The organism is Actinosynnema sp. CS-041913 (assembly GCF_050942485.1).
Lineage (GTDB): Bacteria > Actinomycetota > Actinomycetes > Mycobacteriales > Pseudonocardiaceae > Actinosynnema.
In genome coordinates, this window is the sequence record NZ_CP192037.1 from 5,114,295 (window position 1) to 5,140,572 (window position 26,278).

Genomic DNA, 26,278 nt, shown 5'->3' on the forward strand with positions numbered 1-26,278 from the left:
CGGCTACTTCCAGGCCCCGCACGTCCGCTACGTCATCATGTAGGCAACCGAAATCATGTAGGCAACCGAACACTTTCGGCTCAATAGCCACGGCGAGTAGTCGTGGCGGCGTTGCCTTGCCACGTTCGTCGGGTTTCAGCGAGTGGAGTGGTGAACGGCGGTTGTGATCGGCATGAACCCCATCGGGCGGTCGATCCCTCCGGTGCCGTCCGTGGGGCGGCGAATCCTGCGCGAGCGAAGGAAGTAGGGATCATGCTGCGTCAACTGGCTGGAAAGATCGTCTGCTGTGGTGCCGCGATGGCGCTGGGCCTGGGTGCGCCGGCGTATGCCTCGGCCTCGACCACCGTCGGGGCCGAGGCCCAGGAACAATACTCGTGCTGGCCCGTGGAGTGGCACGGTAACGACGTCGAGGCGGAGGGGTGCGAGCCGGAGGAGAGTCCCAACCTGAAGCCGGATCCGTTCGTCATCCACCCCAAGCTGGACCTGCTTCCGAGGTACATCGTTTGTCAGTCCGGCTCGCAGGTCTGGGATGCCATACGCGGGAATGATTGCCGGTACGTGTGGTACGAGCCGGATGACGAACGTACGTGACGGCTCGTAGCGCACGTTTCCGTCGTACCGGCGTCGAGTCGGGCTGGTGACGTGTCCGAGCACGGACGTGGCCCTTGGCCCGGTCGTCCACCGGTGGACGACCGGGCCAAGGGCCCGTGTGCATCGCACGTGGTGCGGGCTGCAGGGCGGGCAACGCGGACGAGGCCCGCAGCACTACCTGTCCTGCTGGTGAGGGCGACCGGCATCGCCGCGTTCTTCCTCGCACGCTCGCTGTTCACCCGAGGTCGCGACCGCGGGTCTCACCCGCCCAGAGGAACGCGACCACGGTGCACGCGATCATGGCGCACAGCAACAACGCGACCGGAACCGTCGACGGAAACCGTTGCAGCAAAGCCACTCCGACGATCGGGACGAGCGAGCCGCCGACGACGGTCGCGGACTGGTAGCCCAGTGACGCCCCGGTGTAGCGGACCTCGCTGGGGAACAGTTCGGCGAAGAACGCGGACTGGGCGCCGGTCATCAGCCCGTGCAGGGTGAGCCCGACGACCACCACGGCGGTGACGACGCCGGACCGGCCGCCGTCCACCAGCGGCAGCCCGACCAGCGCCCATCCCGCGATCAGCACGGCGACCGCGAGGGCGCACGGCCGTCGCCCGAACCGGTCCGCGAGCAGCCCGCCCGCCGGCATCGCGACCACCTGGAAGACCGACGCGATCGTGATGGCGGTCAGCACCGAGCCCTTCGGCAGGTGCACGATCTGGGTCAGGTAGGAGATCAGGAAGATGCTGAACGTGTAGTAGGTCGCCTTCTCCCCCACGCTCGCCAGCGCGGCGACGGCCACCGGCTTGCGGTGGTGGCGCACCACGGTCGCGATCGGCGCGCGCTCGGGCGCGCCCCCGGCCGACTCGCGCGCGGCCAGGAAGATCGGGGACTCCTCCACGGCCCGCCGCAGCCAGACGCCGATGACCACGAGCACCGCGGACAGCATGAACGGGATGCGCCAGCCCCACGCCAGGAACTCGGCGTTCGAGACACCGAGGCCGAGCAGGGCCAGCACGCCCGTCGCGATCATGTTGCCCAGCGGTCCACCGGTCTGCGGCCAACTGCTCCAGAAACCGCGCCGCGCCGCCGAACCGTGCTCGGCGACCAGCAGCACCGCGCCGCCCCACTCGCCGCCCAGCGCGAGCCCCTGGACCAGTCGCAGCGCCGTCAGCAGGAGCGGCGCGGCGACGCCGATGGCCGCGTAGGACGGGATCAGGCCGATCGCGACCGTCGCGCCGCCCATCAGGATCAGACTGAGCGACAGCGTCCGGCGGCGGCCGATCCGGTCACCGAGGTGCCCGAACAGGACGCCGCCCAGCGGCCTGGCCAGGAACCCGACGGCGTAGGTCGCCAGGGCCAGCAGGACGCCGGTGAGCGGGTCGCCGCTCGGGAAGAAGACCTTGTCGAATACCAGCGCCGCGGCGGTGCCGTAGAGGAAGAAGTCGTAAAACTCGATCGTCGTGCCCACCACGCTCGCCGCCAGGACCTTGGCGAAGCGGCCTCGCGGCGGCGCCGGCACCGGTGCGTCGGTGGTGGACATCCCGCCTCCGAAGTTCGGCTATCGGACGCAAACGCTCGACGCCGATCGACGTTAGGATGATCCGCAACGCACCGTCAAGCGTCGGTGGAACAACACCCGGTCGACGCCGACGGCGGCACGCTGTCGCCGTACTCGTCGTGCCACTGCCACCACTCGTACGGCGGCGTCTGCGGGTAACCCTCGGGCGAGTCCTCCCACTCCTCCTGCCGTCCCAGCGCGGTGAGGTCCAGGTACGCCCACGTGCCGCCCATCACCTCGTCGCCCCGGTTGTTGACGAAGTAGGTGCGGAACACGCGGTCGCCGTCGCGGATGAACGCGTTCGTGCCGTGCCACTCGTCCACGCCGAAGTCGGCGTCGAACCCGTCGGTCAGGGTGTACCAGGGCATCGTCCAGCCCATCCGCGCCTTCAGCCGCCCGATCTCCGCTTGCGGCGCGCGCGAGGCGAAGGCGAGCGTGGTGTCGCGGGCATTCAGGTGCGCCACGTGGGCCACCTGGTCGGCCACCAGGGAACAGCCGCGGCACGCGTGGTCGGGCCAGCCGGACACGCCCGGGTCGAAGAAGGCGCGGTAGACGATCAACTGACGCCGGCCCTCGAACAGGTCGAGCAGGCTCACCCGGCCCGCGGGCCCTTCGAAGGCGTAGTCCTTTTCCACCGCCAGCCACGGCATCCGCCGGCGTTCCGCGGCCAGCGCGTCCCGGGCGCGGGTCAGTTCCTTCTCCTTCACGAGCAGCCGGAGGCGCGCCTCCTCCCACTCCTGCGGCGTGACGATCGGGGGTGTCTTCATCGTGGTTTCCACCTTTCGGTCCAGGTCTCCGTGCAGGGTCACCGCGCGTGGCGGAGGACGGCTTCCTGATGGGGAAGGAGCGGGCGGGCGTCGGCGTCGAAGACCTCCGCGGGGGTCCGGTCGACGGTGCAGGAAGTGGTGAATCCGTGCTCAGTCACGATGTCCTCGGATTTCGGGTGGTCGAGGTGCCGCCGCGGACCGGTCGAGGTGGTCCTTCAACGCGCCGAGCGGGCCGTCCCAGTCGCGGGCCAGCGCGGCCAGGAACTGCTGCGCCACCCGCATCGGCGCGGACCGCAGCCGGTAGCGGACCCGGCGCCGCTCCCCCGGCTCGGCCGTCACCAGGCCTGCTTCGGCCAGCAGCGCCAGGTGCTTGGCGATCGCCTGCCGGGTGATCGGCAGGCGGTCCGCCAGGTCCGTGGCCGTGGCCGGACCCCCGGACGCGAGCGCGGCCAGGATCGCGCGCCGGCTCGGGTCGGCCAGGGCGATGAAGACCTGTTCGGCGACCGCCTCGACGTCAGGCGGCATCGAGGTAGTCGACCAGCTCGCCCAACTCGCTCGCCCAGCCCCTGGTGTTGCCGTCGAACGCCGCGCGGTGCGCGTCCTCCGAGAGCTGGGCGAACCCGGTCTCGACCACCTTCAGCCGCGTGCCCGCGCCGACCGGTTCGAGCGTGAACTCGACGTAGGTGCGGCGCGGGTCGTCCGCGGGCAGGCCGTAGATGTGCCAGGTGAAGCCGAACACGGTCGGCTCCTCGACCCGTTCGATCCGCATCTCGGCCTTGTCGCCGGTGGTCCACGTCGCCTGGGCCGATCCGCCCGGACGGAGGTCGATGGTCGCCTTGTCGCCGAACCACGCGCTCAGGCCCTCGGCCGTGGTGATCGCGGCCCAGACCTTGGCCGGCGGGTGCGCGATCTCGACGGTCCGCTCGATGTGATCAGGGAATCCCACGACAGCCTCCAGTAAGTAGCAACCGAACGGTTGCGACTTTATGGCAACCACCCGGTTGCGTCAACACCAGTCTCGTCGGACTCCCGGCCCGGCAGGACAGCCCGTGCCGAGCAGGACAGCCCGTGCCGAGGAGGGGCAGACCGGTGACGGAGCACGACCGGCCGTCACCGGTCCTGCTCCGGCCCGGCGTCCAGCGCGGCGAGTCGACCTCGGACGCGTTCGGCATCGTCGTCACGTCGTTGCGCCCGGTACATCCGCAGCGCCTCCCGCCACGCCGAGCGCGCCTCGTCGTGCTGTCCCAGGGCCGCGTGCGGGAGGCCGATGTGGTCGAGGCTGTCGGCGATCTGGTACACGTCGTCGAGTTCGCGGAAGATCTCCAGGGCTTCGCGGTACCTCGCGACGGAAGCCTCGTGCCGCCCGGTGTGGTGGTCGATGTAGGCGAGGCTGTCCAGCGTGCCCGCCTCGCCGTCGCGGTGGCGGTGGCGGCGGTTGAGCAGCAGCGCGGCCTCACAGTGCCCGCGCGCGTCGTCGTAGTGCCCCAGCCGGGCGGCGTACCAGCCCATTCCGTTGAGTGCCATGGCTTCCCGCACCGGGTTGCCGAGCCGCCGGTACAGCCCGAGGGCCTGCGCGGTGTGCTCCAGCGCCTCGCGGTCGTCGCCCCGCTGCTCCAGGGCCCAGGCCAGCGCGAGGTGGGCGACGGCCAGGTTGGGCGCGTCGCCGATCCGGTCCGCGACCGCGGCGGCTTGGTGGAGGTGGTCGAGCGCGTCGGCCGGCCGGCCCGTCCTGGCCAGCGCGCCACCGAGGTGTCGGTGGGTCACGGTCCGCACCACCGGGTCGCCGAGGTGGCCGGCGGCGGCGTGGGCGGCCCGCCACAGCGTGACGCTGTCGTGCAGGCGGCTGCGCCGGCGGTGGAACGTCTCCAGCACCTTGGCCAGCTTCCACACGACCTGGTGCAGGCCTTCGGCGACGGCGGCGTGGTGCGCCGCCAGCAGGCAGGGGTGCTCGGTGTCGAACCAGTCGAGGGCCGCCGCGTCGTCGGACAGCGGCTGCGGCCGGCAGCCGGGCACCGCCGGGTCCAACTCCACGCTGCTGGCCACCGGATTCAGCAGCCGGTCGCCGGCGTGGGCGGTGTGCAGGTAGAAGTCGACGACCCGGCGCAGGGCGGCGCTCCGGTCCCCGGCGGTGACGTCGTGCTCCGCGCGTTCGGCGGCGTAGTGGCGGATCAGGTCGTGCATCCGGTGGCGGCCGGCCGGGTCGACCGTGAGCAAGGACGCGCGTTCCAGCGAGCGGAGCACCGCGGTGGTCCTGCCCGGCGGCAGCCCGCACAGGCTCGCGGCGGCCGGCAGGCTGGTGTGCGGGCCGGGCGCCGTCGCCAGCAGCGCGAGGACCCGGGCCTGCTCGGGGCTGAGCGCCCGGTACGACCAGGACAGGACGGCGGGCAGGCTGGCCGCCGGGTCGCCGTCGTCCAGGGCGTCGATGCCGCTGACGCGGAGTTCGGCGGCGATGGCGGCGAGCGAGAACCGCGGCCGGGTGTGGGCGCGGCCGGCGACGATGCTCAAGGCCAGCGGGAAGCCGCCGCAGAGGGCGATCAGCTCGTCCACCGCCGCCGGCTCCGCGGCCACCCGTGCCGCGCCGAGCCGGTTGACCAGCAGGTCGCGGGCCGCGGCGGCGCCGAGAACGTCCAGCGGCACGTGGTGGGCGCCGTGCCCGATGATCAGGCCGGGCAGCTTGTCGCGGCTGGTGACCAGCACCGTGCAGGACCCGCTGCCGGGCAGCAGCGGGGTCACCTGGGCGGCGTCGAAGGCGTTGTCCAGCACCACCAGCAGCCGCTTGTCCGCGACCAGGGTGCGGAACAGCGCCGTCTGGGCGTGCGGGTCGAGCGGGATGCGGCCCACCTCCACCCCCAGGGCGTCGAGGAAGCCGCGGGTCGCCACGGTCGGCGTCATCGGCTGCCCCTCCGGGCTGAAGCCCCGCAGGTCCACGAACAACTGGCCGTCCGGGAAGCGGTCGGCGTGGCGGTGCGCCCAGTGCAGCACCAGCCAGGTTTTGCCGATCCCGCCCGCGCCCCCGATCGCCGAGATGACCACCGTCTTCCCTTCGCGCGCCCGCGCGTCCAGGGTGGCGGTCAGCCCGGCCAGCTCGTCCCCGCGGCCGGTGAACCCCGCCGGGTCCGGCGGCAGTTGACGCGGGACCACCCCGACCGCGCCCATCCCGACCGAGCCCACCCCGACCGCGCCCGTCCCGACCGCGCCCACTCTGGCCGAGCCCACCCCGACTGAGCCCACCGCGGCCGAGCCCACCGCGGCCCGGGTAGGCGGGTCCAGCTCCGGGTCGGTGCGCAGGACCTGCCCGTGCAGGCGGCGCAGCTCCGCGCTGGGGTCTACGCCCAGCTCGGTGCTCAGCGCGACCCGGATGTCCTGGAAGACCTTCAGCGCGTCCCCGGGCCGCCCCGCCCGGTGCAGAGCGCGCATGAGCAGGCCGTGCAGCCGCTCCCGCAACGGGTGTTCGGCCGCGGCCGAGGTCAGCTCGTGGACCAGCCCGCCGTGCCGGCCGGCTCGCAGCTCCAGGTCGGCGTAGTCCTCAAGGGTGGACAGCCGGCTCTCGACCAGGGTCTGCTTGACGGCCGCCAGGCCCGGCGCCGCCACGTCGGCCAGCGGCTCACCACGCCACAGGTCCAACGCCTGCCGGAGCACCGCGGCCCGGTCGCCGCCGTCGCCGGGCTGTCCGCGCAGCGCCCGGAACCGGTGCAGGTCCACCCGCTCCGGGTCGACCACGAGGCGGTAGCCCGGCGGCTGGTGCGCCAGGCGGACGCCGGGATCGGCGGCGAGCAGCCGCCGGAGACCCGAGACGCACCCCTGCACGACGTTCCGCGCGGTCTTGGGCACTTCGTCATCGCTCCACAGCACGTCGACCAGTCGGTCGACGGACACCACCCGATCCGCTTCGAGCAGGAGCAACGCCAGGACGCACCGCTGGTGCGCACTGCTGACGACCAGTTCGCGGTCCCGATGGGCGACCACGAGCGTACCGAGCAACCCGAACTCCACCCTGCCCCCGTCGGCGCACTCCCCCGGCCGCATGGCGCGGCCGGTCCACCACTATCCCGTGCGCCACCCTGCCGACGCCGACGGGGTGACCGGGACGGCTACCGACGCGGAACCTCCGACGGGCGCAACCGGTCCACTCGATCGGCGGCTCGGGGCGACGAACCGTGAACGCGCGCGAACTTCGCCGGTCCTGTCCGAAGTGGATGAACTCGAAGGTCGACCGGTGTCGGGAGCTCAACCCGCTCGGGCACGCGCGGTGGGGCGATCGCGGCTCTGACTGATGGCGCGTCGGCCACGTGTCGGGTCGGCCGCTCAGGGGGTTGCGGCGGGACCGGGAAGAACCGGAACACGGCCGGAGGGCTTCCCGCCCTGCGCCATCCGGACCCGCCGACGAGGCCTTTTCGACAGTCATTGTCAGACCCTGGTGGCCCTGGTCGGCAGCCGCTTGATTCACCGGATTCGACATTCGGTCGTTCCGGAATAAGTGCCGGATGACCGGCCCTGCGGCAGGGAGGGGCGGTGGCCGAGGAGGACGCACGACCTGGTATGACACCGTCGCCGAGCACGCCCGGAGCGCTCGTGGCCGATCGCGGAACCGTTTCGGCTGTTTCTCAGCGTAGCGCCGGCTGTGAACACGACGACCACTTGAGATAACCGAGGCCAGCGATCTCCCAAACACCCCGTGATATTGTATGCCCAATACATCTAACGACCTGCGAGGTTGCTCCCGGCGGCCAACTCCAGTAAGCGGTAAGGCGGATTGCGAAGCAGGTACCCCAGTGATAGCGCGTGGTTCGGCTGGTATTCCACATCTGGTGGCATGACGTGACCATGAGTGACGGGCTTCCGCTCTTCGTCGAACTGCTCGGGCCGGTGCGGGCGTGGCGAGCCGGGACGGAGATCGACGTCGGCGCCGCCCGGCGGCGCGCGGTGTTCACGGTGCTCGCCGTCCGGGCCGGTCAGGCCGTCTCCCGCGAGGAGCTGATCGACGGCGTGTGGGGCGACGCGCCGCCCGCCACCGCCGGGGCCAGCCTCTACACCTACGTGTCCGGCCTGCGCCGCGCCTTCGAGCCCCAGCGCTCCAAGCGGTCGACGGCGGAGATCATCGTCTCCACCGGCGGCGGCTACTCGTTGCGGATCGACCAGGCCTGCTTGGACGTGCACCGCTTCGAGCAGCACCGGGTGCGGGCCCAGGCGCTCGCGGACACCGACGCGGCGGGCGCGCTCGGCGAGCTGGAGCAGGCGTTGGCGTTGTGGCGCGGCGACCCGCTGTTCGAGGTTCCGGGGCCGTTCGCCGAGGCGCAGCGGGCGCGGTTGCAGGAGCTGCGGCTGGCCACCGTCGAGCGGCGCGCCGAACTGGCGCTGGCGGTGGGCAGGCACGCCGACCTGGCCACCGAGCTGCCGGGCCTGATCGCCGAGCACCCGATGCGGGAGGGGCTGCGCGCGCTGCTGGTCACCGCGCTGCACCGCGCCGGCAGGCAGGCCGAGGCGCTGGAGGTGTACCGCGAGGCGCATCGCGTGCTGGTGGACGAGCTGGGCATCGAGCCCGGTCTGGCGCTGCGCCGGGCGCACCGGGAGGTGCGGGGCGGCGACGGACCGCGCGAGGCCGCGGTCGTGGCGGACCGCCCGCACCGGGCCCCGGCTGCGGACGCGGCCGGCACCGGTTTCGTCGGGCGCGACCGCGAGCTGGCCCTGCTGCGCCGGGCCGTCGCCGACGTGGCGGCCGGGCGGGGACGCGCCGTGTGGCTGGACGGCGAAGCGGGCATCGGCAAGTCCGCATTGCTGACCGCCGGGTTGGCGGACGCCGCCGATGCCGGGTGCCGGGTGGTCCGGGCGACCGCCGACGAACTGGGCGGGCGGTTCCCGCTGCGGGTGGTGCTCGACTGCCTGGACGAGACCGCCCTCGACCGGCGGCAGGCGGAGGCCCCGGTGGACGCGGCGGCCGGGTGGCAGGCCGGCGACCCGGTGCCGGCCGTGGCGGACCGCCTGTTGGCGTGCGTGGAGGAGCTGTGCGCGGAGGCCCCGCTGGTGCTCGTGGTGGACGGCGCGCAGTGGGCCGACGAGGCCAGCGTCCTGTTCTGGCGCCGCCTGCTGCGGTTGGCTCACCGCCTGCCGCTGCTGCTGGTCGCCGCGGCGCGCCCGGTGCCGCGGCGGGTGGACGTGGCCGGGCTGCGGCACGCGGTGGCCGACGCCGGCGGCGACGTGGTCGAGCTGGCCGCCCTGCCGGCCGCCGAGGTGGCGGCGCTGGTGACCGGCCTGGTGGGCGCGCCGCCGGGCGACAACCTGCGCCGGCTCGCCGGGCAGGCGGGCGGGAACCCCCGCTACACCAGGGAGACGGTGGACGCGTTGATGCGGGACGGCCTGGTCGAGTTCTGCCACGGCGTCGCCGAGGTGGACGCGGACGCCGTCCAGGAGCTGCCGCCGTCGCTGGTGTCCGCGCTGACCAGGTGGCTGGGCTTCCTGTCGCCGAAGACGGCCGAGGTGCTGCGGTGGGCGGCGCTGCTGGGCGCCGAGTTCTCCGTCCGGGACGCCGCGACGGCGACCGGTCAGCCGGTCGCCGAGCTGATGGCGGCTGTCGACGAGGCCGTGGCGTCGGGCGTGCTGGCCAGCACCGGCTCCCGGCTCGCGTTCCGGCACCCGGTGCTCCGGCACGCCCTGTACCACCGGCTGCCCGGCGCGGTGCGCACCGCGCTGCACCGCCAGCTCGCCGAGTGCCTGACCGAGGCGGGCGCACCGGCGGAGGTGGTCGCCGGTCAGCTCGCCGCCGCTCCGACCGTCGTGGACCCCTGGGTGGTGGACTGGCTGGCGGAGAACGCGCACGCGGTGGAGAGGAGCGCGCCCGACGTGGCGGCCAGGGTGCTGCGCGCGGTGGTCGACCAGCCCGCGCTGGACCGGACGCACCGCGAGCGGCTGACCGCGCGGCTGGCCGACCTGCTGTTCCGGCTCGGCAGGCGACCGGACGCCGAGGCGAGACAGGTGCTGGCCCGGACCCAGGACCCCGGCCTGGCGGCCGAGATGCGCTGGATGCTGCTGCACCTGCGGCACTCGGACGGCGAGGCGGCCGGTTCGGTGGACGTGCTGCGGGCGGCAGTGGACGACGACGGGGTGCCGGCCGTGTGGCGGGCGCGCCTGGGTGCGCTGCTGGCGGCGACCCACAGCTCGGGCGACGAGGCCGAGGAGACCGCGCGGCGGGCGTTGCGGCGCGCGGAGGAGACCGGGGACGACTTCGCCGCGGCGCTCTCGTGGCAGGCGTTGTGGCACGCGAGCGCCGGCCGCCTCGACCACGAGGAGGCGCTGACCCGGGTGGACCGCGCGCTGGCCGTGGTGCGGACCCGTGCCGACCTGGAGGTGTGGCAGACCATGCTGTCCGCGGACAAGGCCGCCACGCTGCGGCACCTGGACCGGCTGGCCGACGCCGACCTGGTGTTGCGCGCGGGCCGCGAGGCGGCGGACAGCCGCGCGTCCGGCGGCCTGCACATCGCGGCGGCCGTGCAGAACTACTGGCTGGGCCGGTGGGACGACGCGGAGCGCGAGGCGGGCGCGAGCGAGCCCGGACCGCGCCGGACCGGCTCCGCGTTCCGGGCGCACGGCCTCGCCGCGCTGGTCGCCGCCCGCCGCGGCTGCGTGGAGATCGCGCGGGACCACCTCCGGGCCGCCGCCGACCGGCGACCGGTCACCGCGATGGAACGGGAGTCCGCCGGGTTCCAGCTTGCCGCCGAGGCGTTCGTCGCGGAGACCACCGGACGCCTCGACCAGGCGGTCGCGGCGCTGGAGCCCCTGCTGGGGACGCCGCGGACACCCGCGCGGCACCAGTGGCTGCCGCTGCTCACCCGGCTGGCGCTGGCCGCCGGTCGGCGCGACATCGCCGGCCGCGCCGCGCGGCTCTGCGCGGAGGACGCTTCCGCGGAACGGGTGCGCGCCGGTGCGTCCGCCGCCGCGGCCCACTGCTTCGGCCTGGTCGACGGCGACCCGGAGCCCGTGCTCGCCGCGGTGGCGCGGTACCGGGACGTGGGCCGGCCGGTCGAGGCGGCCGAAGCGCTGGAGAGCGCCGCCGCCCTGCTCGTGGCGTGCGGTGACGACGCCGGTGCGCGGGCGGCGCTCGACGGGGCCGTTGCCGGGTACGGCAGGCTTGGCGCCGTGCTGGACGTCCGACGCGCCGAGGAGCGGTTGCGCCGGACCGCATGACGAAGGGCACGAGGACGGGCGCGTACCACTGGGGCCGGTACGCGCCGGGAGGACCGATGACGACGTCACCACGACAGCCGCTCCGGGTCACACCGCTCCGACCGGCACACGACGGGGAGGACCGATGACCACCCCGCCACCCCCGCTCCGGGTCGCCCTGCTGGGGCCGGTGCGTGCCTGGTCGGCCGGGCGGGAGATCGCGCTGGGCTCCTCGCGGCAGCGTGGCGTGTTCGCCGTGCTGGCCCTGCGGCCGGGCGTGGTGGTGCGGCGGGACGAGCTGATCCGCGCGGTGTGGGGCGACGACGCGCCGGCGACCGCGGAAGGCAGCGTCTACACCTACATCTCCGTGCTGCGCAAGGCGTTGGAGCCGGACCGGCCGCGGGGCGCCGCCTCGCGGTCGCTGGAGTCGGTCGGTCCGGGCTACCGGCTGGTGCTGGACCCGGCCGCCTCCGACGTGGCCGAGTTCGAGGCGCTGCGGCGACGGGCCCGGCAGCAGCTCGACTCCGGCGCGCCGGAGGCCGCGCTGCGGTCGCTGGACGCGGCGCTGGCCCTGTGGCGCGGCGACCCGATGACGGGCCTGGACGGACCGTTCGCGCGGACGCACCGGTTGCGGCTCGGCGAGGCGCGGGCGTCCGCGCGGGAGTTGCGCGCGGAGGCCGCGCTCGCCGCCGGGGCGCACCTGGACGTGATCGGCGAACTCGGCGCCCTGGTCACCGAGGAGCCGCTGCGGGAACGCCCGCGCGAGCTGCTGATCTCGGCGCTGCACCGGGCCGGCCGCAGTGCCGAGGCGCTGGAGGTCTTCCGCGAGGCCGCGCAGGTGCTGCGGACCGAGCTGGAGGTCGAGCCAGGTCCAGGGCTGCGGGCCGCCCACGAACGGGTGCTCGGAGCCGAGCCGGCCGCGCCCGGCCGCGAACCGCACGCCACCCACCAACGGCTGCCCGGCACCGAACCGGCCGCGCCCGGCCGCGAACCGCACGCCATCCACCAACGGGTGCCCGGCACCGAACCGGCTGCTGCCGGGCGGGAGGTCGTGCGCGTCCTGCCCCGCCCGTCGAACCGCCCGGCGGAGCCCGTCCTGCTCGGGCGGGACGCCGAGCTGGCCATCGTGCGCGGCCTGGTCGAGGACGTGTCCGTCGGACGGGGCCGGGCGGTGTGGGTGGAGGGCGAGCTGGGCATCGGCAAGTCGTCCCTGGTGGACGCGGCACTGGCGGGCGCCGCGGCGGCCGGGCACCAGGTGGCCCACGCCGTGGCGGACGAGCTGGGCACCCGGTTCCCGCTCCGGCCGGCGCTGCACTGCCTGGGGGTCGACGCGCGGTCGGCGGACCCCCGGCGTGCGGAGGTCGCGCAGGCGCTGCGCGGCCGGCGCGCCGCGGGCGAGTCCATCTACGCGGGCGGCGATCCGACCGCCCTGGCCATCGACCGGCTGGTGATGCTGGTGGAGCAGCTCTGCGCGGACGGACCGCTGGTACTGGCCCTGGACGACCTCCAGTGGGCCGACGAGGACAGCATCGAGCTGTGGCACCGGCTGGCCGTCGGCGCCCGCCGGTGGCCGCTGCTGCTGATCGGCGCGGCGCGACCGGTGCCGCACCGGGCCGGCGTGGCGCGGCTGCGGCGGGACGTGGAGTACGGCGGTGGCGTGGTGTTCGACCTGACGCCGCTGACCGACCGCGCCGTGGCGGGCATCGTGGCCGCCCGGGTGGGCGGGGAGCCCGGTCCCGGGCTGCGCGAGATCGCCGCGCGGGCCGGCGGCAACCCGCTCTACGTGCGGGAGGTGGCCGACGCGCTGGTGCGCGAGCAGGCCGTCCGCTACGACACGGGGTTGGCGGACGTGGCGCCGGACGTCCTGGACCGCGCGCCGCTGTCGCTGGTGTCCGCGGTGACCGCCCGGCTCGACTTCCTGTCCGCGCCGACCAGGGAAGTCCTGCGGTGCGGGGCGCTGCTGGGCAGCGAGTTCGCGGTCGGCGACCTGTCGGTCGTGCTGGGCAGGCCGGTGCCGGCCCTGCTGTCCGCGTTCACCGAGGCCCTGGCGGCGGGCGTGCTGCGCGACGCGGGCCCGCGGATGGCCTTCCGCCACCCGCTGATCAGGCAGGCGCTCTACGAGGGCACGCCGGCGGCCTCGCGCACCGCTTTGCACGAGCGGGCCGCCCAGGCGCTCGCGGCGGCCGACGCGCCGGTGGAGCACGTGGCCGGGCAGCTCCTCGCCGCCTCGGACGAGGTCGGCCCGTGGGCGGTGCGGTGGCTGGTGGAACGGGCTCCCGCGCTGGTCCACCGGGCGCCGCTGGTGGCCGTGGAACTGCTCCAGCGCTGCCTGCGCTCCTCGGCCGGGCCCGACGACCAGGACGCGGTGCTGGCCGCGCACCTCGGCAACGCGCTGTTCCGGATCGGCCACGACGCCGAGGCGGAGGAACAGGCCCGACGCGCGCTGCCCCGGCTGCGCGAACCCGACCGGATCGCCGAGGCGCGCTGGACGCTGGCCTACGTGCCCTACCGCGCCTCGCGCCCGCGGGCCGCGCTGGAGGCGCTGCACGAGGCGTTGGCCGACCCCGCGCTGACCGACACCTGGCGCGCGCGGCTGCTGTCACTGCTGGCCCTGGTGCAACGCGCGGGTGTGGGCGACCTCGACGCGGCGGCGGCGAGCGCCCGCCAGGCCATCGAGACGGGCCGGCGCGCGGGCGACCAGTTCGCGATCGGGCAGGCGCTGGAGGTGTTGTGGCAGGTGGACGCGGTGCGGCGGAACTACGTGCGCGCCGTCGGCTACCTGGACCAGGCGCTGGACGTGGTCGGCACCGACGTCGGCCTCACCGACCTGCGCCTGGTGCTGCTGGACAACCGGGTGTTCACGCTCCAGTGCCTGGACCGGCTGGACGAGGCGTCCGAGGCGCTGCGGCTGGCCTTCTCGGTGGCCGGGCCCGGCACCCCGGTGGCGAGCCTGCACGTCGCCGCCGCCGTGCACCAGTTCTGGCTGGGCGGCTGGGACGAAGCGGTGGCGCGGCTCGACGCGGTCCTCGGCGACGACCCGGAGTTCACCGGTTTCGGGCTCCGCGAAGGCGGCCCCGTCCTGCTGCTGCACGGGGTGGCGGCGCTGATCGCCGCACACCGCGACGACGGACCCCGGCTGGCGGCGCACCTCACCGCCGGAGCGGAGCTGCCCCTGGTCACCGAGGCCGACCGGGAGAACTGCGACTTCCTGGTGGCGGCACGCGCGATGGCCGCCGCCCGCCGCGACGACCACGCGGAGGCCGTCGAACTGCTCGGCGCGATCCTGGACACCCGGTACGCCCAGATGATGCTGCGCCACCAGTGGCTACCCGACCTGGTGCGCCTCGCGCTCGACCTCGGCGACCGCGGCACGGCGCGGGCCGCCGTCGAGGCCTGCGAGGCGGAGGCGGCCAGGGAGACGTCGGTCGCACGGGCGGCGGCAGCGGCGCGGCGGTGCCGGTGCCTGCTCGACGGCGACCCGGACGGTCTGCTGGAGGTGGCGGCGCACTACCGGTCGGTCGGCCGCACCTTCGAACTGGCACAGACCCTGGAGGACCGGGCAGTGCTGCTGCACCACCGAGGACACGCGCCGCAGGCCTCGGACGCCCTCCGCGAGGCGATCAGGCTCTACCGCGGGCTCGGCGCGGCATGGGACGTCCGCCGGGCAACCGATCGCCTCGCCTGACCCCCACCAGGCGGCCGATCGCCTCGCTCGACCCCCCACCGGTCAACCGATCGTCCCGCCTGGCCCCCCGCCAGGCAACCGACCGTCCTTCTGTCCCCTCCAGGCAACCGATCGTCCCGCCCGGCCCCCCGCCACGCAACCGGACGTCCCCCCGGACCGCCCCGTCACGGACCGGCCGGCGTCGGCGGCTCGTCGTCCCACTCGGGCGCGGCGCCGATCACCCCGTCGGCGGACATCACCCAGGTCGCCGTCACCACTGGCGCGGGCCCGGGAGCGGCTTCGGTCCGCTCCCGGCGACCCTTCACCAGGTCGACCACGTGCCGCAGTCGGGCTTCGTCCGCTGTCGGCACTGTCATGTCAGATCACTCCCTTCCGCAGGGCGTAGGCGACCGCGTGCGGTCGGTTGCGCAGGTTCAACCTGCTGGTGATGCCGTAGAAGACGTTCTTGATCGTCCGCTCGGAGTAGCACAGCGTGGTGGCGATCTCGGCGGTGTCCAACCCGTCGGCCATCAGCCGCAACACCTCGACCTCGCGGCTGGTCAGCTTGCCCCGCTCGGAGGCGGGCGCCACCAGTTGCCGCTGCAGCCGCCGCACGTGGTCGAGCAGCTCCGCCACCAGACCCGGCGGCATCACGCCCCCTCCCGACGCGGCGGCCAGCACGCTGTGCAGCACGCGATCCCCCGTCGCGCCGCCGCGCGGCAGGATCGCCACCACCCGGCACTCGACGGCGGTCAGCACGTCCGCCTCCGCGATCTCGTCCAACACCAGCACCACGGGGATGCGCGCCTGCGTCGCCATCTGCCGCAGCCCGGCCGTAACCTCCTCGGTGAGCCTGCCGACCGCCACCACGGCGACATCGGCCTCGGTCCGCTGGTGCGCCCCCACCAGCGTGATTTCCGGTCTGGTCCCCAGGTAGCTGGCCAGTCCGGCCATGCTCAGATGATCTGCGGCCTGGACGACCACTCGCACTCGCTGCTCCACCAGTTCCTCCCACAGTTCCGGCTTGCACCACCGAGTGTGCGAGAGGCGGCTTCACGTCTTCTCAAACGCGTCTACAGAGCTTCGGACGCCGATCCAAGTCCGAGGGCGCCGTTCGCGCCGAACGGGAAATTCCGGCCGAATTCACTCCAGTACCGGTGGGTCGTCGCCAGGATGTCGGACAGCCCGCGGGTCGGCCGCCAGCGCGGGTAGTCGCGCCGGAACCGGCGGGTGTCGGTGAGCCACCACCGCAGGTCGGCGTACTCCGGCTCGGCCGAGTACTCGAACTGCACCTCGCGGCCGATCAGGTACTCGTACTCGCCGATGACCTCCAGGATCGAGCAGCCGCGCTCCCGGCCACCGCCCGCGTGGTACACCTCGCCGGAGCGCGGCTCCAGGTAGAAGTGCCAGAACATCTCCACCAGGTCGGCCGCGTCGAGGATGTCGCGCACCTGCTTGCCGCCGTGGCCGCGGATGGTGAACGGCGTGCCGCGCACGGCGTCGCGCACCAGGTCCGACAGGAACCCGTGCCGACCGGGAGGCGCCGAGCGGGCGGCGGTCACGTGGCTCGACCGGAAGACGCCGACGTTCAGCCCGTACCGCCTGCCCTGGTCCTGGGCGGCGAGGTCGGCGGAGAGCACGGACACCGCCGGGAAGACGCGGTCGGCGCGGTCCAGCGGCATCGACTCGTCCACGCCGTGCTGGTGCCACGGGTGGGCGGGGTCGAGTTCCCACCTCGTCGGGGTCTCCACGAACGGCAGCGCCTTCGACACGTCGCCGTAGACGTCGACGGTCGAGTCGAGGACGAACACCGCCTCGGGGCAGTGCGCCCGCACGGCCTCCAGAAGGCTCACCGTGCTCAGCGCGGCGGCGCCGAACCACGGCAGCGGGTCCGCCGCGGGCCGCACCGTGCCGGGGTGCGCCGCGGTGTGCACGACCAGCCGCACGTCGGCGCCGTAGCCGCGCAACACCTCCGCGACCGCCGACTGGTCGCGGAGGTCCGTCCGGTGGTGGCGGAAGTTGGCGAGGCGCTCCGCCTCGCCGGCGTCCCACCGCGGCGGTTCGCCGAGTCCGACGACGAGGTCGAACCGGGTCGAGAACACCCGCACGGCTTCCCCGCCGACCAGGCCGGCCGGTCCGGTGACCACGGCGATGTCCATGTCGACTCCCTTCGATCGCCCGGTCCGTCCAGCCGGGGCGGATGGGAACGGCGTGCGCATCCGGCACACCACTCGATGGTCTGCCTGCCACTGGCGGCGTGGTATCCCCGGAGGCCGGCACTGCCCCACTTGCCGCGGACCGTGCCCGGAAGTCCGGGGAACCGGTCAGGGGCGGCGGAAGAACTCGACCTCGCCCAGCGCGATGTGCCGGCCCGGCGTCAGGCCGGTGGCGGCGCGCACCTTGAGGCTCACCCGCACCACGTCGCTGATGCCGGTGTCCGTGCGCTGAGGGCCGGGTTTGTCGGTGAGGGACACCGGCAGGGTGCGCTTGCCGCCGTCCGCGGTGGTGACGACCACGTCCAGCGCCGACGGCCGCGCCTGGGCGACGAAGCCCTCCTCCTCCGCCGACGCGCCCGTGTGCACCACCAGCGACAGCAGCCGGAACGGGGTGGCGAAGGTGAACTCCACCGAGTCGCCCACGGCCGGTGCGCCCCAGTAGCGGTTGGACAGCCCGTCCGCCGCGGCGGCGGGCGGGTGGTCGGGCACCTCCGCGTTCGCCGTGATGCCCGTCGGCGCCATCGGCGCGGGGGTGGCCAGGCGGTCGCGCAGGTCTTCCCACAGCGTCAGGGCATGCGGGTGGAACAACCAGATCGCGATCACCAGCGCGACCACCACCAGCAGCGCGGCCAGCCGGCGCAGCCACCGCGAGAGGTCGCCACGCCACCGCCACCGCCGGCGGCGGCCCGCGGCCGACGTGGGTTCGTCGGGGTACAACGGGGTGGCGCAGCGGCGGCAGAACCGCCGCCCCGGCGGGTTGGCGGTGCCGCAGTTCGGGCAGGGCGGACCGTCCACCGCCTCGTCGGCGGCCACGCTGGGCAGCGGACGCTTCGCCTCGGGCCTACCCGGAGGCACCGGCCCGAGGTACACCCCCGCCCGACCAGGCGCGCCGCCCGTGCCGCCTCCCGGCCGGCCATGCGCCACACCGCCGGTCCCGGTCGCCCCCGCGCTGTCCGACCGGTCGCCCGCCATTTCCCCCGGCGGCTCCTCTGCCAGGACGCCTGGCGGCACGTCCGTTCGGCCCTCTGACGGCCCCTCGGTCCGGCCGCCCGGCCGCTCCTCCGCCCTGCCGGCGGGCCGCTCCTCCGCCCGGCCGCCCGCCACGCTTCGCCCGCGACCCGCGACCCAGCCCAGGTAGTTGCCGCAGTTGCCGCAGAAGTCGTCCGAATCCCCCACGGCCGCACCGCACTGCGGGCACGACCGCGCGGTCACGGCGCCTCCCCCGTCAGCACCTCGACCACGCACCTCACGTGCACCGGGCACACCGCCGCCACCAGCGCCTCGACCCGCTCCCGGTCCACCGGCCCGGACCGCCCCGGCCGCACCCGCACCACGACGACGTCCGCCGGCTCACCCGGCAGATCGGTGTCCGGCGTGCTCGACCACCGGGCGGCGGGACCGTTCAGCACCTCGGCCCGCACGCCCAGCGCCAGCTCCAGCCGGTCGGCCAACCCGCGCGCGGTGCCGCGGCGGTGGTGCAGTTCCACGGTCCGGCTCACCACCGCGCGCCGGCGCGCGAGCGGCCACGCCGGGTCGATGTCCGCGGCCACCCAGGACGCCAGCCAGGTCACGAAGTCCTCCGGCGCGAGCGCCGGGTCCAGGTAGGCGGGCAGGTTGTCCAAGGTGGACAGGATCGCGGACAGCACCGCGTCCAGCCCGCCGGTGAACCGCTGGGTGAGGTCGTCCGCCGAGTACAGGCCGGGCAGCATCGCGCCGAGCGGGTGGGTGCTCGGCAGCTCCGGGAGCGCGGCCCGGCTCACGGCGCGCCGACCGCGACCTGGTGCTGGTGGGAGAACACCAGCGAGTTCGGCGCGAGTTCCAGGTGCTCGACCGGCGCGCCGCGCGCCCCGGTGAGCGGGTTGGCCGGGAACAGCCGGACCTCGTCCACCAGCGCCACCCCCGGCACGCGTTGCAGCACCGCGAAGACCTCGCCGAACTGCACCGGCCGCCCGAACTCCCACCCGGTGCCGTCCGGGCCGCCGCGCAGCGGGTTGAGGTACCGGTACAGCGCGGCCAGCGCGGCCTCGTGCACCCGGTTGGCCCCGGACTCCGCCGTGACCAGCCGGGCCACCACGGTGATCCCCTGGTAGCGCGGCGGTTCCACGACCAGGCGGGTGCCCAGCAGGCGGCGTTCGTCCAGCCGCCGCGCGACCGCCGCCAGCACCTCCTCGGACGGCATGAGCTGCTCGAACCGCAGCCGGTCGCCCTCGTCGGCGACCGCGTCGGGCACCAGCAGCACCCGGGCCCCGCCCGCCTCGCCGGTGACCGGCAGGCAGCGCACCCGCGCCAGCGACGGCACGGCCTGCCGGGCGATCAGCTCGTGGTCCGCGGCGGTGACCGCGCGTTCCTGCACCCGCAACTGGTGGGGCACCCGAAGTTTCGCCTCGTCCACCGTCTCGGCGTCCACGCCGCCGATCGCCGCCTCGCGGTTCTCCACCTCCGACACGTACGGCTCCGAGCTGCGCAGCACGGAGATCGCGCCACGCGCCACGTTGCCGGCCCGGCCGCCGCCGGTGCGGTAGCGCGGCACCCGGATGACCGAGCCCTTGGGCGGCACCGCCCCGTAGCGGCGCAGCGACCCGTCGGCCTCGCGGACCGCGGGCGGGAACAGGAACACGCCGATGCTCGCGTCCAGCACCACGTGCCGGTCGTCCGGACCGGAGGAGCCGAAGTCCTCCACCACGGTCCAGTCCTCCCAGCCCGCGCCCGTCGACACCTGCGCGACCACCGGGTCGCCGTCCAGCAGCACCGGGAACGTGGGCAGGGTGAACCGCTGGCCGGGCACGCCGGCCGACTCGCCCAGCAGCACGTCGGACTCGACCTCGGCGTGCTCGACGGTCGTGGTGCCGCCGATGGTGAACGCCTCGGCCTCCCGGACGGTCGGCGACTCGGCGTAGAACGGCTGGTCGGCAAGGGGTTCGGTGACCCGGCAGCGCAGCCAGCCCGCGCGGTGGCCCCCGATCACGGACGCGGTGTGCCCGGCGGGGACGTGCAGCACCACCTCGCCGGGCCGGTTGAGGCCGCCGGTGGAGTCCTCGTCGGTGGCGCACGCGGCCCACCCCTGCCCGTCCCACGCCTCCCACACCAGCGGGGGCTGCCGGGGATCGACGCCGACACCCTCGACCTGGCTGTCCAGCCGCAGCACCACGGCACAGCGCGGCACGGCGGCGGACAGGCCGAACAGCGTGGCGTCGCCGACCGCCGGCGTGGCCTGGAAGCACGGCACGTCCTTGCCCGCGTCGAGGTCCCTGGTGCGGTCCACGTAGTCGCCGCGCGCGGACCCGGTGACCAGCCGGGCCAGCGAGCACGGCACGACGGGCAGCTCGTCGGTGGTGGCGAACACCACCTCCTCGGCGTTGTCGCCGCCCACCGTGGCGACCTCGGTCCCCACCGGCAGCAGCACGGTCTCCGGCTGCGGCGCGGACAGCCAGAACGTGACGTGCGCCTTGGCCGCGGTGGGCGGGAACAGCCGCACCCCCAGCAGGTCCAGGAACGCCAGGTAGTTCTTGTCCGGCACCCGGTTGAGCCGGTAGACGAGCTGGTCCACCATGTGCGCGAAGGTCTCGATGAGGGTCACGCCGGGGTCGGAGACGTTGTGGTCCGACCACTCCGGACAGCTCTGCTGGACGTACCTCTTGGCCTCGTCCACGAGCTGTTGGAAGCGCCGGTCGTCCAGGTTGGGCGCGGGCAGCACCATCAGCTCACTCCCGCTTCCTCGGAGGGGATCGTGTAGAAGGGGAAGACCAGGTTGCGCTGGTCGTTGGTGGTGCGGATGGTGTACCGCACCTCGATGTAGAGGGTGCCGACCTCGACCGCGTCGAAGGCGACGACGACGTCGGTGACCTCGATCCGCGGCTCCCACCGGTCCAGCGCGATCCGCACCTCGCGGGCGATGTCGCCGGCGGTGGCGTGGTCGGCCGCCGCGAACACGTACTCGTGGATGCCGCAGCCGAACTCCGGGCGCATCGGCCGCTCGCCGGGCGCGGTGCCCAGGACGAGCCGGATGGCCTCCTGGATCTCCTGCTCCCGCTCCACCATCCCGATGCCGCCGGTGGCGGACACCCGCAGCGGGAAGCCCCAGCCGCGGCCGATGAAGTCGGCGTTCACAGCGGCCCCTCGATGAGCACCGTCTTCGCGCCGAGGATGATGTTGCCCTGGCAGACCGAGCGGTCGCCGACGACGGCGGCGGGCGCGCCGCCGATGAGCACGGTCCTGGGCGGGCCTTTCGGCACGATCACGTTGGACGGTCCCAGCGCGGGGTGGTCGGGCAGCTTGGGGCACGTGTGCACGCTGCCGACGACGGCGGCGGGCAGGCCCTCGATGAGCACGGTGGCCACCTTGAGCGCCAACGGGGCGATCGCCGGGGCGGCGATGACGCCGCCGTGGGACGTCTTGTCACCCACTCGGACAGCGGGGGGCATGGGGACTCTCCTCGGGTAGTGGTGGGCGGGCCGGCCGGCCGGTCAGTTGAGCAGGATCCGCCGGCCGTTGATCTTGACGAACCCGTTCTTGGCGTCGAGCGTGATGTTCTTGGCGTCGAGCGTGATGCCGCGACTGTCCAGCCGCAGCGTGCTGAGCACCCGACGTCCGGGTCCGCGCACGTTCAGCTCCAACCGGCCCCGCCGCTCGTCGAGCCGGATTTCGAGCTGGTTGTCGCCGCTGGCCACCCGGACACCGGAGGTCCGGGCGCCGTCCAGCAGCTCCAGCCGCTGGCCGGTGCGGGACACCAGGGACCGGCGGTTGACCTTGCCGCTGCGGCGGTCCACCAGCGGCAGGTCGTGCCGCGAGGGCTGGTCCACCCCGTTGTAGAGGCCGCCCAGCACGTAGGGCCGGTTCAGGCTGCCCTGCTCGAACCCGACCAGCACCTCGTCGTTGACGTCCGGGCTGAACACCCCGCCGCCCCCGACGCCGCCGAGCTGCACGGTGCGCACCCAGCCGCTCACGTACTTGTCGTCCAGCCACGGGAACTTCAGCTTGACCCAGCCGCGCTGGCCGCCCTTCTCCTTGATGTCGGTGACGATCCCGATCGCCAGGCCCGGCATCCGGGGCGCCGCCGCGGAGGCGCCGTGCGCGGTCAGCCCGGCCAGCGAGCGGTCGTGCGACGCGCTGACCTCGACCACGGTCCGGTAACCCCTCTGCGGTTCCAGCACGTGGCTCACGGCGGTCGCGGTGTAGCGCCCGCTGAACGCCTTGGCGACCTTGCCGCCGAGCGTGATCGGCACGCCCGCGCGCAGCTTCGGGTTGCCCCAGACCACGGCTTCCAGCTCGGCGAAACCCGCGCTGATCGACGCCTCCAGGGAACTCGCCGCCGCCAGCGCCTCCGCCTGCGTGGTGTAGGGCACGTCGGTCGCCAGGGTCCGGTTCTTGGTGCGGAACGCCTTGGCCGCCTTGATCGCGGACAGGCCGGGGACGGTGGTGGTGCTCGGGGTGTTGTCGCGCGTCGCGACCAGCGCCTTCTTCCGGTCCACGTCCCAGCTACGCACCTCCACACCGTTGGCCAGCTCGACGCTGCTCAGCCCGGCCCGCAGCGCCAGCAGGTTGTTGTCGAACTCCAGCACCATGGCGTTGTCGTAGGCGGAGGTCGTCGGCGCGGGCGCCGGCTTGGCGGGCTTGAGCTTGGTGAACTCCAGCTTCCCCTTGTCGTCCACCTGGACCACGGCACCGTGCTCGCGGGCCAGCATCTGGAGGAAGTCCCAGTCCGACACACCGGGCTGGCTGAGGTGCTTGTAGGTGATCCGCTCGGTCTCGACCCGGCCGACGGTCAGCCCGGCGTTCTTGGCGACCCGGCGCACGATGGCGGACGCCACCATGTTCTGGAAGGCCTCCACCCGGCGACCGCGGAACAGCCGGTGCGCTTTGCTCATCGCCCGGATGACGGTGTACGTGCCGGTGCCGTCCACGTCCATCTCGATCGCCGTGACCTCGCCGTTGAACAGCAGTTCGTTGGCCCGGGTCAGCACCGACGCCACGGAGACCCGCAGCGGGGAGCCGATGGTGATGCCGGTCTCGGCCAGCAGCTCCTGGTCGTCGTCGTGGTAGGTCAGCACCGTGGAGTCGGGCAGCCCGACGTTCTCGTCCACCACGCAGCTCACCAGCCGGTCGTCCCACACGCCGTCCACCGGGCCGGCCGCGACGACGATCGGGCTGGCGGCATGGGTGCGCCCGCCTTTCTTGGCCGGGCTCATCGGTGCTCCGCGGGTCGTCGGGTGGACAGGGCAGGTCGGGTGGCCAGGGCTGGTCGTCGGGACAGGGCAGGTTGTCCGGACAGGGCAGGTCGGGTGGCCAGGGCTGGTCGTCGGGACAGGGCAGGTTGTCCGGACAGGGCAGGTCGGGTGGCCAGGGCTGGTCGTCGGGACGGGGCAGGTCGGGTGCGGCCGGCTTGGTTCGGCGGTGCACACCAGCGGTTCGACATCGTCACTCCTCCGGTTCCGGGTCGACGTCCTCGATGCCGGGCAGCAGCAGCTCCCCGCCGGGCACGAGCACCAGCGGGTCGTCGATCCCGTTGGCCTCGGCGATGACGCGCCACGCCTCCGCGTCGCCGTACTCGCGCCAGGCCAACTGCGGCAGGCTGTCGCCGGCGACCACGCGGTGCGTCCGGCGGGCCTCGCGCGACCCGGACGTCGGGTTCTGGCGGGGCGTGTCGACGCCCGCCTCCTCGATCGACAGCGAGCACGTGGCGCGCAGCGGCTTGCCGTCCACGTCGAACAGCGAGTAGGCGACCGACAGGCTGGACAGCACGCCGTCGAAGGAGACCGACTTGGCGGTGCCCCACTCGAAGCGGACCCACGGGCTGGCGGGCGTCTTCTTCCGGATGCTCTTCTTGGTGGGCACGCAGGCCACCATCAGCTTCTCCACGCCCGCTTCCACGGAGTTGTCGTGGGTGGCGGTGGCGTCGAGGAAGACGTCCACGCTGAGCGTGCGCGGTCCGCTGCCGACGAACTCCGGCATCGACGTCTGGCCGGCCATCCGCGAGGGCTGGCGGCGCCACTCGACGGACTTGGACAACGCCAGCGTGCCGGGGTTGAACTGGAACTTGACGGTGGACATCTTCGATCCCGGTTTCGCGCCGACCTTGGCGGGCGGTTCCATGATCACCAGGCGGGCCTTGACCAGGCTCGCCCCGGGTTTCCCTGGCACGACGTGGTTTCCTTCCGCGTCACGACGCCTGGAGGCCCTCGTGGGCGAACTCCAGGGTCTCCACGGCGGCCTGCGACTGGCCCGGGTCGAACGACGGCCCCTGCCAGCGGATCGGGATGACGCCCAGCACCTGCCACCGCACGATCGGCGTCAGATCCGGCGCGAGCGCGACGATCTCGCCGTCCTTGCGCTCGGCCCGCTGGACGATCTCGTTGACCCACTTGAGGATCTTGGCCGAGTCGGCGGTGACCGGCCGCGTCATGGTGATGTTGGACCAGGTAATCCGGGACGGGAGCTGCCAGGTGAACCCGTTGTTGCCGCCCTCGGTGAACTGCTCGACCTCGACCTGCGCGCCCAGCCCGTCGCAGGTGTGGAAGGCGCCCAGGTCGTTGCCCGCTATGGATAGCTGGAAGAAGACGCTGCTGGCGAAGACGGTGTCGGTCATCGGGTTCTCCTGTCGTGCCGGGTCAGCGGCGTCGGTCGTGCAGGCGGCCGGCGCGCTCGCGGCCGGCGCGCAACTCGGCGCGCAGCAGCCTGGCAACCGGGTCGATCAGCATGCGGGCAAGCTTGTCGAGGTTGTCGGACGCGCCTTCGCCGGTGAGCGTCAGACGGTTCGTGGTGGGCAATTCGCCGTCCACTGTGGAGGGAGTCGCGGGCACGGTGGACGCCGGGGCAGGCGTGGCGGAGGACGAAGGGGCCGAGGTGGGCCTCGACGGGCCGGCGACGGCCGGGTTGACGGCGGGTCCGATCCGCTGCACGACGGTCGGGTTGGTGATGCGGAAGCCCTGCGGCCCGGACGGCGGACCCTTGTCACCGGTCGGCTGCCGCTGCACGGCGGTCGGGCCGGCCGGGATCGCGCCGGTTCGCGGCCCCGAGCCCGACGCCGGGGAGGCGCTGGGAGGCGCCGGTGTCGACGGTGGATGCGCTGCCACGACCAGCGGCGCGGAGATCCGCGCCGCGCCGTCGTCGGGTGGTCGTACGCGCACGACCCTCTGCACTGGCGTGTGTCTCGCCGCGCGCTGTACGGGTTTCGCTTGTGGGGCGGCGCTTGGCGGGTGGTGTGCGGTATCGGCTTGCGACGGTGTTGCCTGCGGGGCGGTGGTCGGCAAACGGTGTGCGGTATCGGCTTGCGTGGGCGTTGCTTGCGGGACCGTGTTCGGCAATGTCGAACGTTGCACGGTCTCGGCTCGTGCGGGCGTCGACCGCGCGGCAGAGTCCGGTGCGGATCCCCGTCGCACCGACGTGTCGGACGCCGGCCGTTGCGCGACTGTGCCCGACGCCGGCGTTCGGCGCGGGGACGGGTTCCGGACCGCCGTGCGCTGCACGGGTGCCGACGACCTGGGCGCAGCCTTGGCGGGCGTGGTGGAGGGAGCGGGTTCCTCCAACTGCGCCCGCATCGGCTGCCAGCGCGGCTGGACCACCGGGCGTTGCCGGGGAGCGGCCGGTGCTGTGCGGTCGGTCGCCTCCACTCGCAGGCGCGGGGTCAGCGGCCGGTCCGCCAGGAGCGGAGCCGTCGGCTGGGTTGCCAAAGTCGGAGCCGTCGGCTGGGTTGCCAAAGTCGGAGCCGTCGGCTGGGTTGCCAAAGTCGGGGCCGTTGGCCAGCTCGCCAGGGGCGAAGCCATCGGCTGGCTTGCCGGATGGCTTGTCGGATGGCTTGTCGGACGAGCGGAGCCGGCACTGCGCTGCACCGACGGATTCGCGGTGCCGCCCGAAGACCGTCCATGAGCGACCGGTCCGACGGCTTGCTTTGCCCCATCGGCGTCGGAGGTCCCCTGCGGTGCGATGGTCGCCTGCCGGCTCGCGGGCGCTCCTTCAACGCTGTGTCGAATGGCAGGTGTCGTGCCGTGCACGGCGGGGGCGTCGGTCGTCGCGGCCCGTTGTAGTGGTGTCCGTGGCAGCAGCCGGGTCACCGGGACCACGGGCAGGTTGCCCGATCGCGGCGCTGTCCGCAGGGTCTCGACGGAGCGGGTGCTGCGCTGCACCGGTGCCGGACTCGGCGAATCGGCGGCCCCGGCCTTCCTGGCGACGTTTTCGGTGGTCGCCGTGACGGGCATCGCCGAGAGCTGTTGTCCCAGCCCGACCCTGACGCGGGCGACCGGTGCTGCGAGCGCGGGACTTCCCGACCCGTGACCGGACGGCGTCGCGTCCCACCTGCTCGGGGTCACAGGCACACCCTGCCCCCGCT

At 74.0% G+C, this 26,278-nt stretch carries 20 protein-coding genes; 3 read left to right on the forward strand and 17 right to left on the reverse strand.

Annotated elements, in window-relative coordinates; genetic code table 11:
- Positions 1 to 252 precede the first annotated feature (252 nt).
- Complete coding sequence (locus tag ACQPZF_RS23495) at positions 253 to 591, forward strand: hypothetical protein (RefSeq protein ID WP_433260193.1); 339 nt, start codon at positions 253 to 255, stop codon at positions 589 to 591.
- Between the two features lie 235 nt (positions 592 to 826).
- Here ACQPZF_RS23495 and ACQPZF_RS23500 read toward each other — a convergent pair whose 3' ends face one another.
- From ACQPZF_RS23500 to ACQPZF_RS23520, 5 genes are all read right to left on the reverse strand, one after another.
- Entirely contained in the window at positions 827 to 2,134 is a 1,308-nt protein-coding gene (locus tag ACQPZF_RS23500) for an MFS transporter (protein ID WP_433260195.1), read from the reverse strand.
- Between the two features lie 74 nt (positions 2,135 to 2,208).
- Positions 2,209 to 2,919 carry a DUF899 domain-containing protein gene (locus ACQPZF_RS23505; protein WP_433260197.1) on the reverse strand — a complete coding sequence of 237 codons (711 nt, stop codon included), beginning with the start codon at positions 2,917 to 2,919 and terminating at the stop codon, positions 2,209 to 2,211.
- A 150-nt stretch (positions 2,920 to 3,069) separates the two neighbouring features.
- Positions 3,070 to 3,444, reverse strand: a complete 375-nt coding sequence (locus ACQPZF_RS23510; protein ID WP_433260199.1) for an ArsR/SmtB family transcription factor — start codon at positions 3,442 to 3,444, stop codon at positions 3,070 to 3,072.
- Positions 3,434 to 3,865, reverse strand: a complete 432-nt coding sequence (locus tag ACQPZF_RS23515; RefSeq protein WP_433260201.1) for an SRPBCC domain-containing protein — start codon at positions 3,863 to 3,865, stop codon at positions 3,434 to 3,436. Before ACQPZF_RS23515 ends, ACQPZF_RS23510 begins: the two co-directional genes overlap by 11 nt.
- Positions 3,866 to 4,029: 164 nt before the next feature.
- Positions 4,030 to 6,900: an AfsR/SARP family transcriptional regulator gene (locus tag ACQPZF_RS23520; protein WP_433260203.1), complete on the reverse strand. Its 2,871-nt coding sequence runs from the start codon at positions 6,898 to 6,900 to the stop codon at positions 4,030 to 4,032.
- Between the two features lie 843 nt (positions 6,901 to 7,743).
- Here ACQPZF_RS23520 and ACQPZF_RS23525 point away from each other — a divergent pair.
- Together ACQPZF_RS23525 and ACQPZF_RS23530 are read left to right on the forward strand one after the other, a co-directional pair.
- Positions 7,744 to 11,097, forward strand: a complete 3,354-nt coding sequence (locus ACQPZF_RS23525; protein ID WP_433260205.1) for a BTAD domain-containing putative transcriptional regulator — start codon at positions 7,744 to 7,746, stop codon at positions 11,095 to 11,097.
- Between the two features lie 124 nt (positions 11,098 to 11,221).
- Positions 11,222 to 14,761: a BTAD domain-containing putative transcriptional regulator gene (locus tag ACQPZF_RS23530; protein ID WP_433260207.1), complete on the forward strand. Its 3,540-nt coding sequence runs from the start codon at positions 11,222 to 11,224 to the stop codon at positions 14,759 to 14,761.
- Positions 14,762 to 14,925: 164 nt separating this feature from the next.
- Here ACQPZF_RS23530 and ACQPZF_RS23535 read toward each other — a convergent pair whose 3' ends face one another.
- From ACQPZF_RS23535 to ACQPZF_RS23590, 12 genes are all read right to left on the reverse strand, one after another.
- Complete coding sequence (locus ACQPZF_RS23535) at positions 14,926 to 15,117, reverse strand: hypothetical protein (RefSeq protein WP_433260209.1); 192 nt, start codon at positions 15,115 to 15,117, stop codon at positions 14,926 to 14,928.
- Between the two features lies 1 nt (position 15,118).
- Positions 15,119 to 15,694 (reverse strand): response regulator transcription factor, encoded by a 576-nt coding sequence (locus ACQPZF_RS23540; RefSeq protein WP_433260211.1) that lies wholly within the window; start codon positions 15,692 to 15,694, stop codon positions 15,119 to 15,121.
- A gap of 119 nt (positions 15,695 to 15,813) precedes the next feature.
- Positions 15,814 to 16,899: an NAD-dependent epimerase/dehydratase family protein gene (locus ACQPZF_RS23545; protein ID WP_433260213.1), complete on the reverse strand. Its 1,086-nt coding sequence runs from the start codon at positions 16,897 to 16,899 to the stop codon at positions 15,814 to 15,816.
- Positions 16,900 to 17,064: 165 nt separating this feature from the next.
- Positions 17,065 to 18,132 carry an NADase-type glycan-binding domain-containing protein gene (locus ACQPZF_RS23550; RefSeq protein ID WP_433260215.1) on the reverse strand — a complete coding sequence of 356 codons (1,068 nt, stop codon included), beginning with the start codon at positions 18,130 to 18,132 and terminating at the stop codon, positions 17,065 to 17,067.
- A 32-nt stretch (positions 18,133 to 18,164) separates the two neighbouring features.
- Positions 18,165 to 18,716 carry a phage tail protein gene (locus tag ACQPZF_RS23555; protein WP_433260217.1) on the reverse strand — a complete coding sequence of 184 codons (552 nt, stop codon included), beginning with the start codon at positions 18,714 to 18,716 and terminating at the stop codon, positions 18,165 to 18,167.
- Positions 18,713 to 20,653, reverse strand: a complete 1,941-nt coding sequence (locus ACQPZF_RS23560; RefSeq protein ID WP_433260219.1) for a putative baseplate assembly protein — start codon at positions 20,651 to 20,653, stop codon at positions 18,713 to 18,715. The genes ACQPZF_RS23555 and ACQPZF_RS23560 overlap by 4 nt, the downstream gene beginning before the upstream one ends.
- Positions 20,653 to 21,063 carry a GPW/gp25 family protein gene (locus ACQPZF_RS23565; RefSeq protein WP_433260221.1) on the reverse strand — a complete coding sequence of 137 codons (411 nt, stop codon included), beginning with the start codon at positions 21,061 to 21,063 and terminating at the stop codon, positions 20,653 to 20,655. Before ACQPZF_RS23565 ends, ACQPZF_RS23560 begins: the two co-directional genes overlap by 1 nt.
- Positions 21,060 to 21,377 (reverse strand): PAAR domain-containing protein, encoded by a 318-nt coding sequence (locus ACQPZF_RS23570; RefSeq protein ID WP_433260223.1) that lies wholly within the window; start codon positions 21,375 to 21,377, stop codon positions 21,060 to 21,062. The genes ACQPZF_RS23565 and ACQPZF_RS23570 overlap by 4 nt, the downstream gene beginning before the upstream one ends.
- A gap of 42 nt (positions 21,378 to 21,419) precedes the next feature.
- Entirely contained in the window at positions 21,420 to 23,141 is a 1,722-nt protein-coding gene (locus ACQPZF_RS23575) for a VgrG-related protein (RefSeq protein WP_433260225.1), read from the reverse strand.
- 229 nt (positions 23,142 to 23,370) lie between these two features.
- Positions 23,371 to 24,093, reverse strand: coding sequence for a peptidase M23 (locus tag ACQPZF_RS23580; protein WP_433260227.1), 723 nt, complete (start codon positions 24,091 to 24,093; stop codon positions 23,371 to 23,373).
- Positions 24,094 to 24,112: 19 nt separating this feature from the next.
- Complete coding sequence (locus tag ACQPZF_RS23585) at positions 24,113 to 24,538, reverse strand: phage tail protein (RefSeq protein ID WP_433260229.1); 426 nt, start codon at positions 24,536 to 24,538, stop codon at positions 24,113 to 24,115.
- Positions 24,539 to 24,560: 22 nt separating this feature from the next.
- Positions 24,561 to 25,079 (reverse strand): hypothetical protein, encoded by a 519-nt coding sequence (locus tag ACQPZF_RS23590; protein WP_433260230.1) that lies wholly within the window; start codon positions 25,077 to 25,079, stop codon positions 24,561 to 24,563.
- Positions 25,080 to 26,278 lie beyond the last annotated feature (1,199 nt).

Coding starts and splice junctions, on each gene's coding strand:
- ACQPZF_RS23495 (WP_433260193.1), top strand. CDS start 253: ATGCTGCGTCAACTGGCTGGAAAGATCGTCTGCTGTGGTGCCGCGATG.
- ACQPZF_RS23500 (WP_433260195.1), bottom strand. CDS start 2,134: ATGTCCACCACCGACGCACCGGTGCCGGCGCCGCCGCGAGGCCGCTTC.
- ACQPZF_RS23505 (WP_433260197.1), bottom strand. CDS start 2,919: ATGAAGACACCCCCGATCGTCACGCCGCAGGAGTGGGAGGAGGCGCGC.
- ACQPZF_RS23510 (WP_433260199.1), bottom strand. CDS start 3,444: ATGCCGCCTGACGTCGAGGCGGTCGCCGAACAGGTCTTCATCGCCCTG.
- ACQPZF_RS23525 (WP_433260205.1), top strand. CDS start 7,744: ATGAGTGACGGGCTTCCGCTCTTCGTCGAACTGCTCGGGCCGGTGCGG.
- ACQPZF_RS23530 (WP_433260207.1), top strand. CDS start 11,222: ATGACCACCCCGCCACCCCCGCTCCGGGTCGCCCTGCTGGGGCCGGTG.
- ACQPZF_RS23535 (WP_433260209.1), bottom strand. CDS start 15,117: ATGACAGTGCCGACAGCGGACGAAGCCCGACTGCGGCACGTGGTCGAC.
- ACQPZF_RS23540 (WP_433260211.1), bottom strand. CDS start 15,694: ATGGCCGGACTGGCCAGCTACCTGGGGACCAGACCGGAAATCACGCTG.
- ACQPZF_RS23545 (WP_433260213.1), bottom strand. CDS start 16,899: ATGGACATCGCCGTGGTCACCGGACCGGCCGGCCTGGTCGGCGGGGAA.
- ACQPZF_RS23560 (WP_433260219.1), bottom strand. CDS start 20,653: ATGGTGCTGCCCGCGCCCAACCTGGACGACCGGCGCTTCCAACAGCTC.
- ACQPZF_RS23570 (WP_433260223.1), bottom strand. CDS start 21,377: ATGCCCCCCGCTGTCCGAGTGGGTGACAAGACGTCCCACGGCGGCGTC.
- ACQPZF_RS23575 (WP_433260225.1), bottom strand. CDS start 23,141: ATGAGCCCGGCCAAGAAAGGCGGGCGCACCCATGCCGCCAGCCCGATC.
- ACQPZF_RS23585 (WP_433260229.1), bottom strand. CDS start 24,538: ATGACCGACACCGTCTTCGCCAGCAGCGTCTTCTTCCAGCTATCCATA.